An 18145-nucleotide genomic window follows, 5' to 3' on the forward strand; every position below is an offset into this window, starting at 1 on the left:
CATTCAGTATGAGTTGTTATGGCTAAATCAGCACTGTTTACGGTGCGTAAAAACGAGCCCTGCCCACAATGTGGGGCTGAACTGGTTATTCGTTCCGGGAAACACGGTCCGTTTCTCGGTTGTTCACACTATCCAGAATGCGATTACATCCGTCCGCTGAAATCTTCCGCGGACGGACATATTGTCAAAGTTCTGGAGGGTAAGCTTTGTCCTGCATGTGGCGCCGAGCTGGTGCTGAGACAGGGAAGATTCGGGATGTTTATTGGATGCAGCGATTATCCAACGTGTGAACACACCGAACTTATCGACAAGCCAGATGAAACAGCAATAGTTTGTCCTCAATGCCAGACTGGCCACCTGGTCCAGCGGCGTTCCCGTTATGGCAAAACGTTTTACTCCTGCGATCGCTATCCGGAGTGCCAGTTTGTCATTAACTTCAAACCGTTAGCCGGAGAGTGTCCTGAGTGCCATTATCCGCTACTCATCGAAAAGAAAACCGCGCAGGGTGTGAAGCATTTCTGTGCCAGTAAACAATGTGGAAAGCCGTTCTCGGCGGAATAAAAAAGTGAATAATAACCTGCCCACAGGCCCTATCGCTGCTGCGATAGCGGTTCTGAAACAAGAAAAAGTCATCGCCTATCCAACAGAAGCTGTATTTGGTGTCGGCTGCGATCCCGACAGCGAAACGGCAGTTACCCGTCTGTTGGAGCTAAAACAACGCCCAGTCGATAAAGGCTTAATTTTGATTGCGGCAAATTTTGACCAGCTCAAGCCCTATATTGACGATAGCACGCTTACTGATGCTCAACGTGAGGCTGTGTTCGCTCGCTGGCCTGGTCCTGTCACCTTCGTTTTCCCTGCGCCTGCGACTACGCCCCGTTGGCTGACCGGTCGTTTTGACTCGCTGGCCGTGCGAGTCACCGATCATCCGCTGGTGGTTGCATTGTGCCAGGCTTATGGCAAACCGTTAGTCTCCACCAGTGCTAATTTGAGTGGCTTACCGCCTTGCAGAACGGTAGAGGAAGTCCGCGCGCAGTTTGGTACAGACTTTCCCGTAGTTGAAGGGGAGACCGGAGGGCGTTTGAATCCTTCTGAGATCCGTGATGCTCTGACCGGTGAACAGTTTCGACAGGGGTAATATGAAAGAAGCCTATGCTGTTTTTGGTAATCCGATAGCGCACAGTAAATCGCCCTTTATTCATCAGCAATTTGCAGAGCAGTTGAAAATTGAACATTCCTATGGACGTGTACTGGCACCTATCAATGATTTTGTGAATACGCTGAATGCCTTTTTTGCTGAGGGTGGGAAGGGGGCAAATGTTACTGTACCTTTTAAAGAAGAGGCGTTTGCGCGTGCCGATGAATTAACGGAGCGGGCATCGCTTGCTGGAGCGGTCAACACTCTTAAACGACTTGAGGATGGGCGTTTACTGGGAGATAACACGGATGGTATCGGCTTATTAAGCGATCTTGAACGTTTATCTTTCATTCGTCCCGGATCACGAGTTCTGTTGATTGGTGCCGGTGGCGCATCCCGTGGGGTTTTATTACCTCTTCTTTCTCTGGATTGTGCGGTAACCATCGTTAACCGTACTGCTTCGCGCGCAGAAGAACTGGCACAAATCTTCTCCCATACCGGCAGCGTGCAGGCGGTGGGTATGGACGAGCTTGATAATTACAGTTTTGATTTAATTATTAATGCGACATCCAGCGGAATTAGCGGTGAGGTACCAGCCATTCCGACATCGCTTATTCACTCATCTGTCTATTGCTATGACATGTTTTATCAGCAAGGGAATACACCGTTCCTTTCCTGGTGTGCTGAACATGGGGCGAAACAGTATGCCGATGGTCTGGGGATGCTGGTGGGACAAGCTGCGCACGCCGTTTTACTCTGGCATGGTGTATTGCCACAGATTGAGCCCGTCATCAAAAGCATGCAACAGGAAATGTCGGTATGAATCAGGCGATCCAGTTTCCCGATCGAGAAGAATGGCGGACGGATATTAGCGCCGTTGTTTTCCCAGCGTTGGTCCATGGTATGCAGTTAACATGCGCTATATCAGGGGAGACGTTGGCGTCCCGCTTTGGCGGCTGCACGCCTGAACAATGGCTGGAAATCTTTCAACAGCATCGCTGGGACCTGGAAGAAGAGGCCGAAGCATTGATCCAGGACCAGCAGGAAGACTCTCAGGGTTGGGTTTGGTTACTCTGATTTAAATACTCATCTTTCCATTTAACGTAGTTGTTAGCAGAGTATTTTAAGCCTGCCTTCTCTTCGTCACTTAATGGCCGGATCTGTTTAACCGGACTACCCAGGTACAAATATCCACTCTCCAGGCGTTTGTTTTGCGGCACCAGGCTTCCTGCCCCAATCATAACGTCGTCTTCTACCACTACGCCGTCCAGTAAAATTGATCCCATACCGACCAATACGCGGTTGCCAACGATGCAGCCGTGTAGCATGACTTTATGACCGACCGTCACATCCTCACCCACGATCAATGGATTACCTTGCGGATTAGATGTGGATTTATGTGTGACATGGAGAACGCTGCCGTCCTGAATGTTTGTACGGGCGCCGATTTGTACATAGTTGACGTCGCCACGAATCGCAACCAACGGCCAAATCCCGACGTCATCAGCCAAACGAGTATCACCAATGACGACGCTACTGGTGTCGATCATCACGCGTTTTCCGATCTGTGGGGAAAGATCCTTATAAGGACGTAATACATCAGACATGTTTACCTCAACAAAAATAGAGCAGTAATGAAGACTTTGGTTGGATTATCGAGACTGTGCAAGTGATTTAGCTATCAAAAATCAGCCAAATTGTGCAGGAATATAGCGAAAGGGGTGAAAAACAAGCACTCAGCAAAAAAGATCCAAAAAATACTTGTGCTAAAAAATGGGATCCCTATAATGCGCCTCCATCGACACGGCGGATGTGAATCACTTCACGCAAACAGCCGGTTCGGTTGAAGAGAAAAACCTGAAAATGAGGGTTGACTCTGAAAGAGGAAAGCGTAATATACGCCACCTCGCGACAGAGCGCTAAAGCGCGTCGCAACTGCTCTTTAACAATTTATCAGACAATCTGTGTGGGCACTCGAAGATACGGATTCTTAACGTCGCAAGACGAAAAATGAATACCAAGTCTCTGAGTGAACACGTAATTCATTACGAAGTTTAATTCACGAGCATCAAACTTAAATTGAAGAGTTTGATCATGGCTCAGATTGAACGCTGGCGGCAGGCCTAACACATGCAAGTCGAACGGTAGCACAGAGGAGCTTGCTCCTTGGGTGACGAGTGGCGGACGGGTGAGTAATGTCTGGGAAACTGCCCGATGGAGGGGGATAACTACTGGAAACGGTAGCTAATACCGCATAACGTCGCAAGACCAAAGAGGGGGACCTTCGGGCCTCTTGCCATCGGATGTGCCCAGATGGGATTAGCTAGTAGGTGGGGTAACGGCTCACCTAGGCGACGATCCCTAGCTGGTCTGAGAGGATGACCAGCCACACTGGAACTGAGACACGGTCCAGACTCCTACGGGAGGCAGCAGTGGGGAATATTGCACAATGGGCGCAAGCCTGATGCAGCCATGCCGCGTGTATGAAGAAGGCCTTCGGGTTGTAAAGTACTTTCAGCGAGGAGGAAGGTGTTGTGGTTAATAACCACAGCAATTGACGTTACTCGCAGAAGAAGCACCGGCTAACTCCGTGCCAGCAGCCGCGGTAATACGGAGGGTGCAAGCGTTAATCGGAATTACTGGGCGTAAAGCGCACGCAGGCGGTCTGTCAAGTCGGATGTGAAATCCCCGGGCTCAACCTGGGAACTGCATCCGAAACTGGCAGGCTAGAGTCTTGTAGAGGGGGGTAGAATTCCAGGTGTAGCGGTGAAATGCGTAGAGATCTGGAGGAATACCGGTGGCGAAGGCGGCCCCCTGGACAAAGACTGACGCTCAGGTGCGAAAGCGTGGGGAGCAAACAGGATTAGATACCCTGGTAGTCCACGCCGTAAACGATGTCGACTTGGAGGTTGTGCCCTTGAGGCGTGGCTTCCGGAGCTAACGCGTTAAGTCGACCGCCTGGGGAGTACGGCCGCAAGGTTAAAACTCAAATGAATTGACGGGGGCCCGCACAAGCGGTGGAGCATGTGGTTTAATTCGATGCAACGCGAAGAACCTTACCTACTCTTGACATCCAGAGAAGTTTGCAGAGATGCGAACGTGCCTTCGGGAACTCTGAGACAGGTGCTGCATGGCTGTCGTCAGCTCGTGTTGTGAAATGTTGGGTTAAGTCCCGCAACGAGCGCAACCCTTATCCTTTGTTGCCAGCGGTCCGGCCGGGAACTCAAAGGAGACTGCCAGTGATAAACTGGAGGAAGGTGGGGATGACGTCAAGTCATCATGGCCCTTACGAGTAGGGCTACACACGTGCTACAATGGCATATACAAAGAGAAGCGACCTCGCGAGAGCAAGCGGACCTCATAAAGTATGTCGTAGTCCGGATTGGAGTCTGCAACTCGACTCCATGAAGTCGGAATCGCTAGTAATCGTGGATCAGAATGCCACGGTGAATACGTTCCCGGGCCTTGTACACACCGCCCGTCACACCATGGGAGTGGGTTGCAAAAGAAGTAGGTAGCTTAACCTTCGGGAGGGCGCTTACCACTTTGTGATTCATGACTGGGGTGAAGTCGTAACAAGGTAACCGTAGGGGAACCTGCGGTTGGATCACCTCCTTACCTTAAAGAAACGTTCTTTGTAGTGCTCACACAGATTGTCTGATGAAAATTAGCAGTAAGAAAATCTCTGCAGGCTTGTAGCTCAGGTGGTTAGAGCGCACCCCTGATAAGGGTGAGGTCGGTGGTTCAAGTCCACTCAGGCCTACCAAATTTCTGCTGATGCTGCGTTGCGGCGACGCTCACATACTTCAGTATGCTTCGCGTCACCACGCCTTGCCTCAACAGAAATTAAGGTTAAACGAGATTTAACTACGATGGGGCTATAGCTCAGCTGGGAGAGCGCCTGCTTTGCACGCAGGAGGTCTGCGGTTCGATCCCGCATAGCTCCACCATTCCTTACTGCAAAAACACAAGAAAACTTCAGAGTGTACCTGAAAAGGTTCACTGCGAAGTTTTGCTCTTTAAAAATCTGGATCAAGCTGAAAATTGAAACGACACACTGTTTCATTTCTCCGTAAACAAGAAATGAAAAGCGGTGTGTTCGAGTCTCTCAAATTTTCGCAACACTGAAGTGTTTTACGAAACATCTTCGGGTTGTGAGGTTAAGCGACTAAGCGTACACGGTGGATGCCCTGGCAGTCAGAGGCGATGAAGGACGTGCTAATCTGCGATAAGCGTCGGTAAGGTGATATGAACCGTTATAACCGGCGATTTCCGAATGGGGAAACCCAGTGTGATTCGTCACACTATCATTACGTGAATACATAGCGTAATGAAGCGAACCGGGGGAACTGAAACATCTAAGTACCCCGAGGAAAAGAAATCAACCGAGATTCCCCCAGTAGCGGCGAGCGAACGGGGAGCAGCCCAGAGTCTGAATCAGCATGTGTGGTAGTGGAACGGTCTGGAAAGTCCGGCGATACAGGGTGACAGCCCCGTACACAAAAGTGCATGTGTTGTGAACTCGAAGAGTAGGGCGGGACACGTGGTATCCTGTCTGAATATGGGGGGACCATCCTCCAAGGCTAAATACTCCTGACTGACCGATAGTGAACCAGTACCGTGAGGGAAAGGCGAAAAGAACCCCGGCGAGGGGAGTGAAAAAGAACCTGAAACCGTGTACGTACAAGCAGTGGGAGCCTCTTTATGGGGTGACTGCGTACCTTTTGTATAATGGGTCAGCGACTTATATTCTGTAGCAAGGTTAACCGAATAGGGGAGCCGAAGGGAAACCGAGTCTTAACTGGGCGTTAAGTTGCAGGGTATAGACCCGAAACCCGGTGATCTAGCCATGGGCAGGTTGAAGGTTGGGTAACACTAACTGGAGGACCGAACCGACTAATGTTGAAAAATTAGCGGATGACTTGTGGCTGGGGGTGAAAGGCCAATCAAACCGGGAGATAGCTGGTTCTCCCCGAAAGCTATTTAGGTAGCGCCTCGTGAACTCATCTTCGGGGGTAGAGCACTGTTTCGGCTAGGGGGTCATCCCGACTTACCAACCCGATGCAAACTGCGAATACCGAAGAATGTTATCACGGGAGACACACGGCGGGTGCTAACGTCCGTCGTGAAGAGGGAAACAACCCAGACCGCCAGCTAAGGTCCCAAAGTCATGGTTAAGTGGGAAACGATGTGGGAAGGCACAGACAGCCAGGATGTTGGCTTAGAAGCAGCCATCATTTAAAGAAAGCGTAATAGCTCACTGGTCGAGTCGGCCTGCGCGGAAGATGTAACGGGGCTAAACCATGCACCGAAGCTGCGGCAGCGACACTATGTGTTGTTGGGTAGGGGAGCGTTCTGTAAGCCGTTGAAGGTGTGCTGTGAGGCATGCTGGAGGTATCAGAAGTGCGAATGCTGACATAAGTAACGATAATGCGGGTGAAAAACCCGCACGCCGGAAGACCAAGGGTTCCTGTCCAACGTTAATCGGGGCAGGGTGAGTCGACCCCTAAGGCGAGGCCGAAAGGCGTAGTCGATGGGAAACAGGTTAATATTCCTGTACTTGGTGTTACTGCGAAGGGGGGACGGAGAAGGCTATGTTAGCCGGGCGACGGTTGTCCCGGTTTAAGCATGTAGGCGGAGATTCCAGGTAAATCCGGAGTCTTGTTAACGCTGAGGTGTGATGACGAGGCACTACGGTGCTGAAGTAACAAATGCCCTGCTTCCAGGAAAAGCCTCTAAGCATCAGGTAACACAAAATCGTACCCCAAACCGACACAGGTGGTCAGGTAGAGAATACCAAGGCGCTTGAGAGAACTCGGGTGAAGGAACTAGGCAAAATGGTGCCGTAACTTCGGGAGAAGGCACGCTGATATGTAGGTGAAGTGATTTACTCATGGAGCTGAAATCAGTCGAAGATACCAGCTGGCTGCAACTGTTTATTAAAAACACAGCACTGTGCAAACACGAAAGTGGACGTATACGGTGTGACGCCTGCCCGGTGCCGGAAGGTTAATTGATGGGGTTATCCGTAAGGAGAAGCTCTTGATCGAAGCCCCGGTAAACGGCGGCCGTAACTATAACGGTCCTAAGGTAGCGAAATTCCTTGTCGGGTAAGTTCCGACCTGCACGAATGGCGTAATGATGGCCAGGCTGTCTCCACCCGAGACTCAGTGAAATTGAACTCGCTGTGAAGATGCAGTGTACCCGCGGCAAGACGGAAAGACCCCGTGAACCTTTACTATAGCTTGACACTGAACACTGGTCCTTGATGTGTAGGATAGGTGGGAGGCTTTGAAGTGTGGACGCCAGTCTGCATGGAGCCAACCTTGAAATACCACCCTTTAATGGCTGGTGTTCTAACGTAGACCCGTGATCCGGGTTGCGGACAGTGTCTGGTGGGTAGTTTGACTGGGGCGGTCTCCTCCTAAAGAGTAACGGAGGAGCACGAAGGTTAGCTAATCCTGGTCGGACATCAGGAGGTTAGTGCAAAGGCATAAGCTAGCTTGACTGCGAGAGTGACGGCTCGAGCAGGTGCGAAAGCAGGTCTTAGTGATCCGGTGGTTCTGAATGGAAGGGCCATCGCTCAACGGATAAAAGGTACTCCGGGGATAACAGGCTGATACCGCCCAAGAGTTCATATCGACGGCGGTGTTTGGCACCTCGATGTCGGCTCATCACATCCTGGGGCTGAAGTAGGTCCCAAGGGTATGGCTGTTCGCCATTTAAAGTGGTACGCGAGCTGGGTTTAGAACGTCGTGAGACAGTTCGGTCCCTATCTGCCGTGGGCGCTGGAGAATTGAGGGGGGCTGCTCCTAGTACGAGAGGACCGGAGTGGACGCATCACTGGTGTTCGGGTTGTCATGCCAACGGCATTGCCCGGTAGCTAAATGCGGAAGAGATAAGTGCTGAAAGCATCTAAGCACGAAACTTGCCCCGAGATGAGTTCTCCCTGATCCTTTAAGGGTCCTGAAGGAACGTTGAAGACGACGACGTTGATAGGTCGGGTGTGTAAGCGTAGCGATACGTTGAGCTAACCGATACTAATGAACCGTGAGGCTTAACCTTACAACGCCGAAGGTGTTTTGGCGAAAGAGACATCGAAATTCAGCTTGATTACAGATGACATCGACAGACCCGAGAGGTGTGTTGATAAACAGAATTTGCCTGGCGGCTGTAGCGCGGTGGTCCCACCTGACCCCATGCCGAACTCAGAAGTGAAACGCCGTAGCGCCGATGGTAGTGTGGGGTCTCCCCATGCGAGAGTAGGGAACTGCCAGGCATCAAATTTAGTGTGCTGATATGGCTCAGTTGGTAGAGCGCACCCTTGGTAAGGGTGAGGTCCCCAGTTCGACTCTGGGTATCAGCACCAGTTTTTCGGTTAAAGTTTGGCACTTAGAAAAGAATTTGTCTGGCGGCTGTAGCGCGGTGGTCCCACCTGACCCCATGCCGAACTCAGAAGTGAAACGCCGTAGCGCCGATGGTAGTGTGGGGTCTCCCCATGCGAGAGTAGGGAACTGCCAGACATCAAATAAAAACAAAAGGCCCAGTCGAAAGACTGGGTCTTTTGTTTTATCTGTTAAACGCCGGGCTGTATCCGGCGCATGACTTTAATGAATAACCTGCGATAAAAACGCACGAGTGCGTTCAGATTTGGGGTGAGCAAAAAACTCATCCGGTGCTGCCTGTTCAACAATCTCGCCAAGATCCATAAAGATCACCCGGTCGGCCACTGTGCGGGCAAAGCCCATTTCATGGGTAACACACAGCATAGTCATGCCTGATTGCGCCAGACCTATCATGGTATCAAGCACTTCTTTTACCATTTCAGGATCCAACGCTGATGTGGGTTCATCGAATAACATGATTTTGGGTTTCATGCACAGCGAGCGTGCAATGGCTACACGCTGTTGCTGCCCACCAGAGATTTGCCCAGGATATTTATGCGCATGTTCAGCAATACGAACTCGCTCAAGGTAGTGCATTGCCAGAGCTTCAGCCTCTTTTTTCGGCATCTTTTGTACCCAGATTGGTGCCAGCGTGCAGTTTTGCAGGACCGTCAAATGAGGAAAGAGATTAAAGTGCTGAAAAACCATGCCAACTTCTTGTCTGACGCGCTCAATATTGCGGATATCTTCATTGAGTTCGATCCCATCCACTACAATACGTCCTTGCTGATGCTCTTCCAGATGGTTGATACAGCGGATAGTTGTCGATTTACCCGAACCGGAAGGTCCGCATAATACGATGCGTTCTCCCTGCTTTACCTTCAGGTTGATGTTTTTCAGGACGTGAAACTGTCCGTACCATTTGTTGACGTTTTCCAGCGTAATCATCGCGTCGGTAGACGGCATTAATAATTGGCTCATAAATTCCTCAGTGCGGTGTACGCCCGGTGTTAAAACGTTTTTCCAGATGTTGGCTGTAACGCGACATGCTAAAACAGAAGATCCAGTAAATCAGTGCAGCGAAAACATATCCTTCCGTCGACATACCCAACCATGCAGGGTCCACAGTTGCCTGCTGCACGCTACTGAAGAGATCAAACAGGCCGATGATGATGACCAGACTGGTATCCTTAAACAGGGCGATAATCGTGTTAACCAGACCCGGAATAACCAGCTTGAGGGCTTGCGGAAGAATGACCAGCCCTTGCGTTTTCCAGTACCCTAACGCCAGTGATTCAGCGGCTTCATACTGACCTTTTGGTAGGGCCTGTAACCCTCCGCGAACCACTTCTGCGACATAGGCCGACTGGAAAAGAATCACGCCGACCAGCGCCCGGATAAGTTTGTCGATACTGGTCCCTTCGGACATAAACAGAGGAAGCATGACCGAGGACATAAAAAGGACGGTAATCAACGGCACACCGCGCCAGAACTCAATGAAAATGACGGATAAAATCCGCACGACTGGCATATGAGACCGACGTCCAAGCGCCAGTAAAATACCCCACGGAAGCGCGCCCGCAATCCCCACGGATGCAATGATAAGCGTCAGTGTTAATCCGCCCCATTGTCGGGTTTCTACGCGCTCAAGTCCGAAAAAACCACCGTACATCAACCACCAGACCACCACTGGATAAACGACGGCCCAGACGGCGATATAGCGGCCACGGTGAGGAATAGATTTCCAGAACATAGGGACGATAGAGGCCAGGCCAATGATCAGGGCCAGATTTACGCGCCAGCGCTGATCGTGGGGATAAAGTCCATACATGAATTGCCCAAAGCGTTCATGAATGAACACCCAGCAAGCCCCTGCTTTGGTGCAGTCTGCGCGGGTTGAACCGACCCAATTGGCCTGAAAGAATACCCAGTTCATCAGTGGCGGAAGAAATGACCAAATCAGCCAAACGCACAGCAGCGTGAGCAGGCTATTTGACCAACTGGAGAACAGGTTTTTACGCACCCAGAGTAGACTGCGGCTTGCCGGTTTACTGTTCTGACGCGAGGGGTGAGACAGCAGTGCTTTTGTCATCATGGCTCCTTAGCGCTCAATCAGTGCAATACGGCGGTTATAAATATTCATCAGCAGAGAAATGCTCAGGCTGATGATCAGGTACACCGACATCGTGATAGCAATGGTTTCAATGGCTTGCCCTGTTTGATTGAGTACCGTGCCGGCAAACAGTGAAACCATATCCGGGTAGCCAATGGCGGCCGCAAGAGAGGAGTTTTTGACGATATTCAGATACTGGCTGGTTAATGGGGGAATGATGACGCGCAGCGCCTGTGGGATGATCACCTGGCGCAGTGTCACCGGATTTGGGAGGCCCAGCGAGCGTGCTGCTTCATGTTGGCCATAAGGAACGGCCTGGATTCCCGCTCGAATAATTTCTGCAATAAACGCCGAGGTATACACTGAAAGCGCCAGCGTCAGGGCAGCCAGTTCGGGAATAAGCACCATACCGCCACGGAAGTTAAAACCGCGAAGGGCGGGGATATCCCAGTGAAGCGCTGCGCCAAACAGCCACTGTGAGATCATCGGTAAAAGCACGATCAGCGCCAGAGCTGTGGGCCAGGTCCGGCGTAGCTGACCGGTTTTAGTCTGGTGCATTCTGTTGTAGCGAAATAGCCCGATAGTGACGACGATAGTGATAATTACAGCGCCGCAAAAGGCAAAAAATCCTTCTCCCATTTGCGGTGCCGGAATATAGAGTCCCCGGTTACTCAGAAACATCAAGTCCAGCGCGTTAACGGCCTGACGTGGGCCGGGCAGGTTACGTAATACGGCGAAATACCAAAAGAAGATCTGCAGCAGCGGCGGTATATTGCGGAACGTTTCGATGTAGATCGTCGAGAGCTTTCGTAATAACCAGTTATCTGACAGGCGTGCCAGTCCGAGAAAGAAACCGAGAATTGATGCAAAAACAATGCACAGTGCAGAAACCAATAGCGTATTGAGCAGGCCAACGATAAAAACACGGCCATACGTATCGCCTTGCTCGTAATCGATCAGATGCTGGACAATACCAAATCCGGCGCTGCGATCGAGAAAAGAGAATCCCGAGGTAATACCGCTATTATTCAGGTTATTTATCGTGTTATGGATGAGATAGACCGCAATGCTGATGACTGCAATGACGGCAAGTATTTGAAATAACCAGGCGCGGACCGCAGGGTTAGAAAAGGATAACGATCCTTTTACGATTGAGCGGCGATGGAACATAAGAAAACCTCGGTAACTATGACTCTGGACTGAGCGCCGCAGTCGCGGCGCCCGTTACATCACTACGTATTAGCGCACCGGTGGCGCATATTGAATGCCACCGTTATTCCAGAGGTTGTTCTGTCCACGTTTGATCTTCAGTGGGCTTTCCGATCCCACGTTACGCTCAAAGATCTCCGAGTAGTTACCTACCTGCTTGATAATGTTGTAAGCCCATTTGTTATCAAGCTTCAGATCCTTACCATAATCCCCTTCTTTGCCTAACAGGTGTGCCATATCCGGCGTTGCAGGATTAGCCGCTTTTTCATCGACGTTTTTCGAGTTAACGCCCATTTCTTCCGCATTCAGCATGGCGAACAGCGTCCAGCGAACAATGGAGAACCACTCATCGTCTCCACGACGTACAACAGGTCCCAGCGGTTCTTTAGAAATAACTTCTGGCAGGACAATCCATTCCGCAGGATTACTCAGCTTGATTCGCAGGGCGTACAACTGAGACTGGTCGGAAGCCAGCGTGTCGCAGCGTCCAGATTCCAGAGCTTTAGCTGATTCATCCGAGCGGTCAAAAGTGACAGGGGTGTACTTCATGTTGTTGGCTTTAAAGTAGTCAGCCACGTTCAGTTCGGTATCTGTTCCTGCCTGGATACAAACCGTTGCGCCATCCAGCTCTTTAGCACTCTTGAGACCCGCTTTATTGTGGGTAAGAAAACCAATGCCGTCGTAATACGTTACGCCAGTGAAAGACATTCCCATTCCTGCGTCACGAGAGGAGGTCCAGGTGGTATTACGAGAGAGCATGTCGACTTCACCTGATTGTAGTGCGGTAAAGCGTTCCTTGGCGGTGAGCGGGGTATATTTTACTTTGCTATCATCGCCAAATACGGCGGAGGCAACGCCACGACATACGTCGACATCAATACCTGAGAACTTACCGCTTGCATCGGCATAAGAAAAGCCAGGCAACCCGTCACTGATCCCACACTGCACAAAACCTTTTTTCTTTACGGCATCAAGTGTTGCGCCGGCATGTGCCTGATTTGCAACCGCAAGCAGCACGCCGGCCGCAGCCAGGCTGGCTATTATCATCTTTTTCATAGAGCATCCTGTGTGGAGGAATTATTGTTATGGAAACGTTCTGAAAACGTCTTTTACCTGTCTGTGGCTATGGCCATACTCTTTTAAGCAAAGGTAGTGCCAGGTTTTTGCGCACGATTATTCGACGCAATATCCAGAGTGTAGACAGGAAAAAATAAATGCAGCGCCCTGAAGTGGTGCAAAATTGAAACGTAAGCCACATTTCGGCGCAAAAAATTTAAAAATCAAACCGGACGCGTGATAACGATTTCGTACGTTAATATTGATGACGTGAGAATAATGAAAAGAAAGCGCGCTGTTACGAAGAACTGAAAAAATGCTAATTTCAAATCGTGGATATGTGAGGCAAATCTATAATAATTTTATTATACGTTGAGTGCTATATACCAACGTTTTGTCTTATATAAAGATTTAATTCTTATTGCAAAAAGCGCGGTACCCACCGCGCTTTTAAGAAGATTTATTTGGTCAGGGCGACTATCCCAAGCGTCAGCCCGGCAACGGCTGCTGCGCCACCGGCGATGGCACCGGCTGTTTCCCAGTTATCCTGCGTGGTGCCTTTCATACAGGTATTGGTATGAACCAGGCGCCCCTGATCGTCGTATACAGGTACGCAAGGAGAATCGTGTGCACAGCCGGCCAGGAATGCGGTAAGCAATGCAACGGATATTAATCTTTTCATGGTGTTACCTCAAAAATAAGCGTTTCGCTAATTGAGCAAAGACAAACGCTAAGCCATCTGCGAACTCGGCGATTATTTTACCACTTCTTAAAAAAATACTGACATGAGGAATAATCTCAATTCATGTGGATTGTAAAAATAATGGATAAAAAGAAAGGTGATTGGCGAGTTTTTCAGGAAGGGTTTATTAGAAATAAATGGCTATCTTATTAATAAATAAAGAGGGGCATCTTGGGTGAAAAAGGCGTCCGAAGACGCCTTTATTTTACAAATTAAACGTTGCGCCGACTAAAACGCCGTCTGACGACAACGAAGAAGACGGGGACGAAGAAGATTGCCAACAATGTCGCGGTCAGCATGCCTCCCATTACGCCTGTACCAACCGCATTCTGTGCCCCGCTACCCGCTCCGTGGCTGATAACCAGAGGCATAACCCCCAGAATAAACGCCAGGGATGTCATCAGGATTGGACGAAGACGCATGCGTGACGCCTCCAGTGTGGCTTCAATCAACCCTTTACCTTCTTTATCCATCAGGTCTTTGGCAAACTCCACGATAAGGATAGCGTTTTTGGCGGAAAGACCGATGGTAGTCAGCAGACCTACCTGGAAGTAAACGTCGTTATTCAGACCGCGTATGGACGCCGCCAGAAGCGCACCGACCACGCCGAGCGGTACAACCAACATGACTGAAAATGGAATAGACCAGCTCTCATACAATGCGGCGAGACACAGGAAGACAACGATTAACGAAATAGCGTATAACGCAGGTGCCTGATTGCCGGAGAGCCGTTCCTGATATGACATTCCCGTCCAGTCATAGCCGATACCGGTTGGCAGCTGTGCTGCCAGGTTTTCCATGAGCGCCATGGCTTCACCGGTGCTTCGACCCGGCGCGGCCTCTCCCAGTATTTCCATTGATGGCATACCGTTGTAACGCTCCAGGCGGGGTGAACCATAAATCCAATGCGACGAACTGAACGCAGAGAATGGCACCATTTCACCATTCCCACTACGTACGTAGAGATTGTTGATGTCGTTGGGTAACATACGGAACGGCGCGTCAGCCTGAACGTATACCTTTTTCACTCGGCCATGATCGATAAAATCGTTCACATAGGTGCCACCAAGGGCCGTGGAAATCGTTTGGTTTATATCCGACAGACTTACGCCTAACGCCTGGGCTTTTTCCTGATCAATATCCAGCTTAAATTGCGGGGTATCTTCCAGACCGTTAGGGCGCACGCGCACCAGCAAATCTGGATGTTCTCTCACCATACCCAGCAACTGGTTCCGGGCTTTCGTCAGTTCTGTATGACCGAGGTTAGCCTGATCAATTAACTGAAAATCAAAGCCGGTCGCGGTACCCAGTTCAAGAATGGCAGGCATGTTGAACGGGAACACCAGTCCATCTTTAATCTGGCTGAACGCCCTGGTCGCACGTTCGACGATAGCCGTCACGCCGTTTTCATCGCCCGAACGCTCTTCCCATGGTTTGAGGCTAATAAAGACGATACCGGAGTTCTGTCCCTGGCCGCTAAAGCTGAAGCCATTAACGGTGAACACCGATTTTACGTTCGCTTTTTCCTGGCTCAGGTAGTAATTCTGAATTTGATCCAGCACCTGCTGTGTGCGCGTCTGTGTCGCACCGGCAGGAAGTTGCACCATTGTCATAAAGACCCCCTGATCCTCTTCGGGCAAGAAGGAGGTAGGGAGGCGTAAAAACAGAACAGCCATTCCGCCGACGATAAGAACATATAGCAACAAGTAGCGTCCGGTTTTGCGCAGAATACCGCTGATACTATTGCTGTAATGCCCGACGCTTTTATCGAACAGGGCGTTAAACCATCCGAAAAAACCGCCTTTCTTTTCAAAATGTCCGGCGGAAACGGGTTTTAGCAGCGTTGCACAAAGCGCTGGCGTAAGAATGAGGGCGACCAGAACAGAAAGCGCCATCGCTGAAACAATGGTCAGAGAGAACTGGCGGTAAATGGCGCCGGTCGAGCCGCCAAAGAACGCCATGGGGATAAATACCGCCGAGAGCACCATCGCGATCCCGACCAGTGCGCCCTGGATCTGGACCATGGATTTCTGCGTCGCCTCTTTGGGCGGCAGTTTCTCTTCCGCCATGACGCGTTCGACGTTTTCTACTACCACGATGGCGTCATCGACCAGCAGGCCGATGGCCAGCACCATTCCGAACATCGTTAGCGTGTTGATGGAGAATCCGAATGCGGCGAGGATCGCGAATGTTCCCAACAGCACGACAGGCACTGCGATAGTTGGAATCAGCGTGGCGCGCAGATTTTGCAGGAACAGGTACATCACCAGGAAGACGAGGATGATGGCTTCAAACAGCGTTTTCACCACCTCGTTAATCGAGATTTTTACAAATGGTGTAGTGTCATAGGGGTAAACCACTTGCAAACCTTGCGGGAAGAAAGGTTGTAACTCAGCCAGCTTTGCTTTGACGCCTGCGGCAGTATCCAGCGCGTTTGCACCGGTCGCCAGCTTAATGCCCAGACCTGTTGCGGGCTGACCATTAATTTTCGTCACCATGTTATAGTTTTCGCCGCCGAGTTCGATGCGGGCTACATCTCTGAGGTGAACCATTGAGCCATCCTGGCCCACCTTCAGCGTTATGCGACCAAACTCTTCCGGCGTTTTCAGGCGTGTCTGAGCAATAATGGAGGCATTAAGTTGTTGACCCTGGACGGATGGTGCGCCTCCCAGTTGGCCTGCGGCAATCTGATTGTTTTGCGTTCTCAGTTGATTGATAACGTCCAGCGGAGTCAACTGATATTTGTTCATTGCGTTGCTGTCGAGCCAGATGCGCATTGCGTACTGTGCACCAAACATCTGGACATCGCCGACACCTGCTGTTCGGCTTATTGCGTCTTTAACGTTAGACGCCACATAGTCGGAAATATCATCCTGCGTCAGATTGTTATTATCGGAGACAAAACCCGCCACCATCAGGAAACCGCTACTGGATTTCTCGACGCTGATCCCCTGCTGCTGTACTTCCTGAGGCAGTAAGGGCATCGCTAACTGTAATTTGTTTTGCACCTGGACCTGTGCGATATCCGGGTCAGTACCCGACTCGAAAGTCAGAGTAATGGTGACGCTCCCGGAGGAATCGCTGGTGGAGGACATATACATCAGGTTATCGATACCGTTCATATTCTGTTCGATAACCTGCGTAACCGTGTCTTGTACCGTCTGCGCATCCGCACCTGGGTAGGTGGCAGAAATAGCGACCGCAGGAGGTGCAATGGTCGGATACTGTGCAACGGGCAGTTGCATGATTGCCAGAGCCCCTGCCATCATCAGAATGATGGCCAGAACCCAGGCAAAAATAGGGCGATTGATAAAAAAGTTAGCCATGTCCGGTTACCTTATTGCGCAGTTTTTGCGGCTGGAGTTTCGGTATCGGTGGTTGCTTTAACCTTTACGCCGGGACGCGCTTTCTGCAATCCGCTGACGATAACCTTATCGCCAGGCTGTAAGCCCTCGCTGATTAACCACTTATCACCTATCGCCTGTGTAGCAACGACGGTGCGAGCCTCGACCTGACTCTTGTCATTGACAACCATCACCGTTGCATCGCCGCGTGGCGTACGTGTTACCCCTTGTTGGGGAACGAGAATGGCATTCGGCTGGACGCCTTCATCAATACGAGCACGCACAAACATGCCCGGCAGCAGCGTGTGCTGTGGGTTAGGGAATACGGCCCTGAGGGTGATGGATCCGGTACTTTCATCAACGGTGACATCAGAGAACTGCAATGCACCTTTCAGCGGGTACGACTGACCATTTTCCATCACCAGTTCGACGGTACTGCTGGCGCTGTCTTTATGCAGGCTCCCTTGCTCAACGGACTGTTTAAGGCGCATAAAGTCATTACTGGACTGTGTTACGTCGACGTAAATAGGATCAAGTTGTTGCACGGTAGCAAGTTCAGTTGCCTGGCCATTCGTGACTAATGCGCCTTCGGTGACGTTAGATTTACCGATACGTCCGCTAATGGGCGATGTCACTTTGGTGTAGGCCAGGTTGATACGAGCGCTTTCGACCGCCGCTTTTGCCGCGATAACGGAGGCATCGGCCTGGCGAGCATCAGCAATGGCCTGATCGTACTCTTGCTGGCTGATGTACTTAGTGCCAACCAGCGGGACATAACGTTTTACCGTTAAATGTGCGATAGCTGCTGCCGCTTCACTCTTTGCCAGTTCGCCTTTGGCGCTGTCGTAGTCGGCCTGGTAAGTCGCAGGATCGATCTGATAAAGCGACTGACCGGCTTCAACATCGCTTCCCTCGGTGAAATTCCGTTTAAGTACAATCCCGCTGACCTGAGGACGGACTTCAGCAATACGAAATGCTGTTGTGCGCCCAGGTAATTCGGTCGTCACGGCTAAAGGAGCCTTTTCGACGACATGGACAGTCACCTGCGGCTCTGCGGGGTGAGCTTGTGTTTCTCCCTGATCGTTACAACCGGCGAGTAATACAGCGGACATGATGATGAATGAGGGCAGGAGTGAAAACCTGGCATTTTTCGTCATT

General features: G+C 50.7%; 12 protein-coding genes, 3 tRNA genes and 4 rRNA genes. 11 read left to right on the top strand and 8 right to left on the bottom strand.

The features are described from left to right. Positions 1 to 18 precede the first annotated feature (18 nt). The 4 genes from HV037_RS02180 to HV037_RS02195 are packed head-to-tail and all read left to right on the top strand — an operon-like array spanning position 19 to position 2215. Positions 19 to 561 carry a type I DNA topoisomerase gene (locus HV037_RS02180; protein WP_016154737.1) on the top strand — a complete coding sequence of 181 codons (543 nt, stop codon included), beginning with the start codon at positions 19 to 21 and terminating at the stop codon, positions 559 to 561. Positions 562 to 565: 4 nt separating this feature from the next. Further along, positions 566 to 1138 (top strand): L-threonylcarbamoyladenylate synthase type 1 TsaC, encoded by a 573-nt coding sequence (gene tsaC, locus HV037_RS02185; RefSeq protein ID WP_043018532.1) that lies wholly within the window; start codon positions 566 to 568, stop codon positions 1136 to 1138. A 1-nt stretch (position 1139) separates the two neighbouring features. Next, complete coding sequence (aroE, locus tag HV037_RS02190) at positions 1140 to 1961, top strand: shikimate dehydrogenase (protein ID WP_103283382.1); 822 nt, start codon at positions 1140 to 1142, stop codon at positions 1959 to 1961. Next, entirely contained in the window at positions 1958 to 2215 is a 258-nt protein-coding gene (locus HV037_RS02195; protein WP_047358921.1) for a DUF1488 domain-containing protein, read from the top strand. Before aroE ends, HV037_RS02195 begins: the two co-directional genes overlap by 4 nt. Here HV037_RS02195 and HV037_RS02200 read toward each other — a convergent pair. Then, a complete protein-coding gene (locus HV037_RS02200; protein ID WP_019078186.1) occupies positions 2191 to 2745 on the bottom strand; it encodes a gamma carbonic anhydrase family protein in 555 nt (184 codons plus the stop codon). The two genes, HV037_RS02195 and HV037_RS02200, sit on opposite strands and share 25 nt — an antisense overlap. Before the next feature lie 469 nt (positions 2746 to 3214). Here HV037_RS02200 and HV037_RS02205 point away from each other — a divergent pair. The 7 genes from HV037_RS02205 (at position 3215) to rrf (HV037_RS02235) (ending at position 8661) form a co-directional block, all read left to right on the top strand. Continuing rightward, positions 3215 to 4756: ribosomal RNA gene (locus HV037_RS02205) — 16S ribosomal RNA — on the top strand. A 71-nt stretch (positions 4757 to 4827) separates the two neighbouring features. Then, positions 4828 to 4904: transfer RNA gene (locus HV037_RS02210), tRNA-Ile, on the top strand. A gap of 108 nt (positions 4905 to 5012) precedes the next feature. Beyond that, positions 5013 to 5088: transfer RNA gene (locus HV037_RS02215), tRNA-Ala, on the top strand. 208 nt (positions 5089 to 5296) lie between these two features. Then, positions 5297 to 8203: ribosomal RNA gene (locus tag HV037_RS02220) — 23S ribosomal RNA — on the top strand. Positions 8204 to 8301: 98 nt separating this feature from the next. After that, a 5S ribosomal RNA gene (rrf, locus tag HV037_RS02225) occupies positions 8302 to 8417 on the top strand. Positions 8418 to 8431: 14 nt separating this feature from the next. Next, positions 8432 to 8507, top strand: a tRNA-Thr gene (locus HV037_RS02230). Between the two features lie 38 nt (positions 8508 to 8545). After that, positions 8546 to 8661: ribosomal RNA gene (gene rrf / locus HV037_RS02235) — 5S ribosomal RNA — on the top strand. The 16S, 23S and 5S rRNA genes sit together here with 3 tRNA genes alongside, the layout of an rRNA operon. Before the next feature lie 84 nt (positions 8662 to 8745). On the opposite strand, the gene HV037_RS02240 is transcribed toward rrf (HV037_RS02235), so the two are convergent. The 7 genes from HV037_RS02240 to HV037_RS02270 form a co-directional block, all read right to left on the bottom strand. Beyond that, the gene (locus HV037_RS02240) at positions 8746 to 9504 is read right to left on the bottom strand and encodes an amino acid ABC transporter ATP-binding protein (RefSeq protein ID WP_016154732.1); all 759 of its coding nucleotides are present in this window, start codon (positions 9502 to 9504) and stop codon (positions 8746 to 8748) included. Between the two features lie 7 nt (positions 9505 to 9511). Beyond that, the gene (locus tag HV037_RS02245; protein WP_103284305.1) at positions 9512 to 10615 is read right to left on the bottom strand and encodes an amino acid ABC transporter permease; all 1104 of its coding nucleotides are present in this window, start codon (positions 10613 to 10615) and stop codon (positions 9512 to 9514) included. 9 nt (positions 10616 to 10624) lie between these two features. Next, positions 10625 to 11806 (bottom strand): amino acid ABC transporter permease, encoded by a 1182-nt coding sequence (locus tag HV037_RS02250; RefSeq protein WP_049040272.1) that lies wholly within the window; start codon positions 11804 to 11806, stop codon positions 10625 to 10627. Between the two features lie 69 nt (positions 11807 to 11875). Beyond that, a complete protein-coding gene (locus HV037_RS02255) occupies positions 11876 to 12901 on the bottom strand; it encodes an amino acid ABC transporter substrate-binding protein (RefSeq protein ID WP_003025295.1) in 1026 nt (341 codons plus the stop codon). Between the two features lie 460 nt (positions 12902 to 13361). After that, positions 13362 to 13583: a lipoprotein gene (locus HV037_RS02260; protein WP_003025292.1), complete on the bottom strand. Its 222-nt coding sequence runs from the start codon at positions 13581 to 13583 to the stop codon at positions 13362 to 13364. 272 nt (positions 13584 to 13855) lie between these two features. Beyond that, positions 13856 to 16969 (bottom strand): efflux RND transporter permease subunit, encoded by a 3114-nt coding sequence (locus HV037_RS02265; protein WP_103284304.1) that lies wholly within the window; start codon positions 16967 to 16969, stop codon positions 13856 to 13858. Between the two features lie 11 nt (positions 16970 to 16980). Next, positions 16981 to 18144: an efflux RND transporter periplasmic adaptor subunit gene (locus HV037_RS02270; protein WP_047499795.1), complete on the bottom strand. Its 1164-nt coding sequence runs from the start codon at positions 18142 to 18144 to the stop codon at positions 16981 to 16983. Position 18145: the final 1 nt, after the last annotated feature.

Source organism: Citrobacter sp. RHBSTW-00017 (assembly GCF_013797615.1).
Lineage (GTDB): Bacteria > Pseudomonadota > Gammaproteobacteria > Enterobacterales > Enterobacteriaceae > Citrobacter > Citrobacter braakii.

What these genes read in the sequence shown, in the direction of transcription:
- HV037_RS02180 (WP_016154737.1), top strand. Translation starts at nt 19, where the DNA reads ATGGCTAAATCAGCACTGTTTACGGTGCGTAAAAACGAGCCCTGCCCA.
- aroE (WP_103283382.1), top strand. Translation starts at nt 1,140, where the DNA reads ATGAAAGAAGCCTATGCTGTTTTTGGTAATCCGATAGCGCACAGTAAA.
- HV037_RS02195 (WP_047358921.1), top strand. Translation starts at nt 1,958, where the DNA reads ATGAATCAGGCGATCCAGTTTCCCGATCGAGAAGAATGGCGGACGGAT.
- HV037_RS02200 (WP_019078186.1), bottom strand. Translation starts at nt 2,745, where the DNA reads ATGTCTGATGTATTACGTCCTTATAAGGATCTTTCCCCACAGATCGGA.
- HV037_RS02240 (WP_016154732.1), bottom strand. Translation starts at nt 9,504, where the DNA reads ATGAGCCAATTATTAATGCCGTCTACCGACGCGATGATTACGCTGGAA.
- HV037_RS02245 (WP_103284305.1), bottom strand. Translation starts at nt 10,615, where the DNA reads ATGACAAAAGCACTGCTGTCTCACCCCTCGCGTCAGAACAGTAAACCG.
- HV037_RS02250 (WP_049040272.1), bottom strand. Translation starts at nt 11,806, where the DNA reads ATGTTCCATCGCCGCTCAATCGTAAAAGGATCGTTATCCTTTTCTAAC.
- HV037_RS02255 (WP_003025295.1), bottom strand. Translation starts at nt 12,901, where the DNA reads ATGAAAAAGATGATAATAGCCAGCCTGGCTGCGGCCGGCGTGCTGCTT.
- HV037_RS02260 (WP_003025292.1), bottom strand. Translation starts at nt 13,583, where the DNA reads ATGAAAAGATTAATATCCGTTGCATTGCTTACCGCATTCCTGGCCGGC.
- HV037_RS02265 (WP_103284304.1), bottom strand. Translation starts at nt 16,969, where the DNA reads ATGGCTAACTTTTTTATCAATCGCCCTATTTTTGCCTGGGTTCTGGCC.
- HV037_RS02270 (WP_047499795.1), bottom strand. Translation starts at nt 18,144, where the DNA reads ATGACGAAAAATGCCAGGTTTTCACTCCTGCCCTCATTCATCATCATG.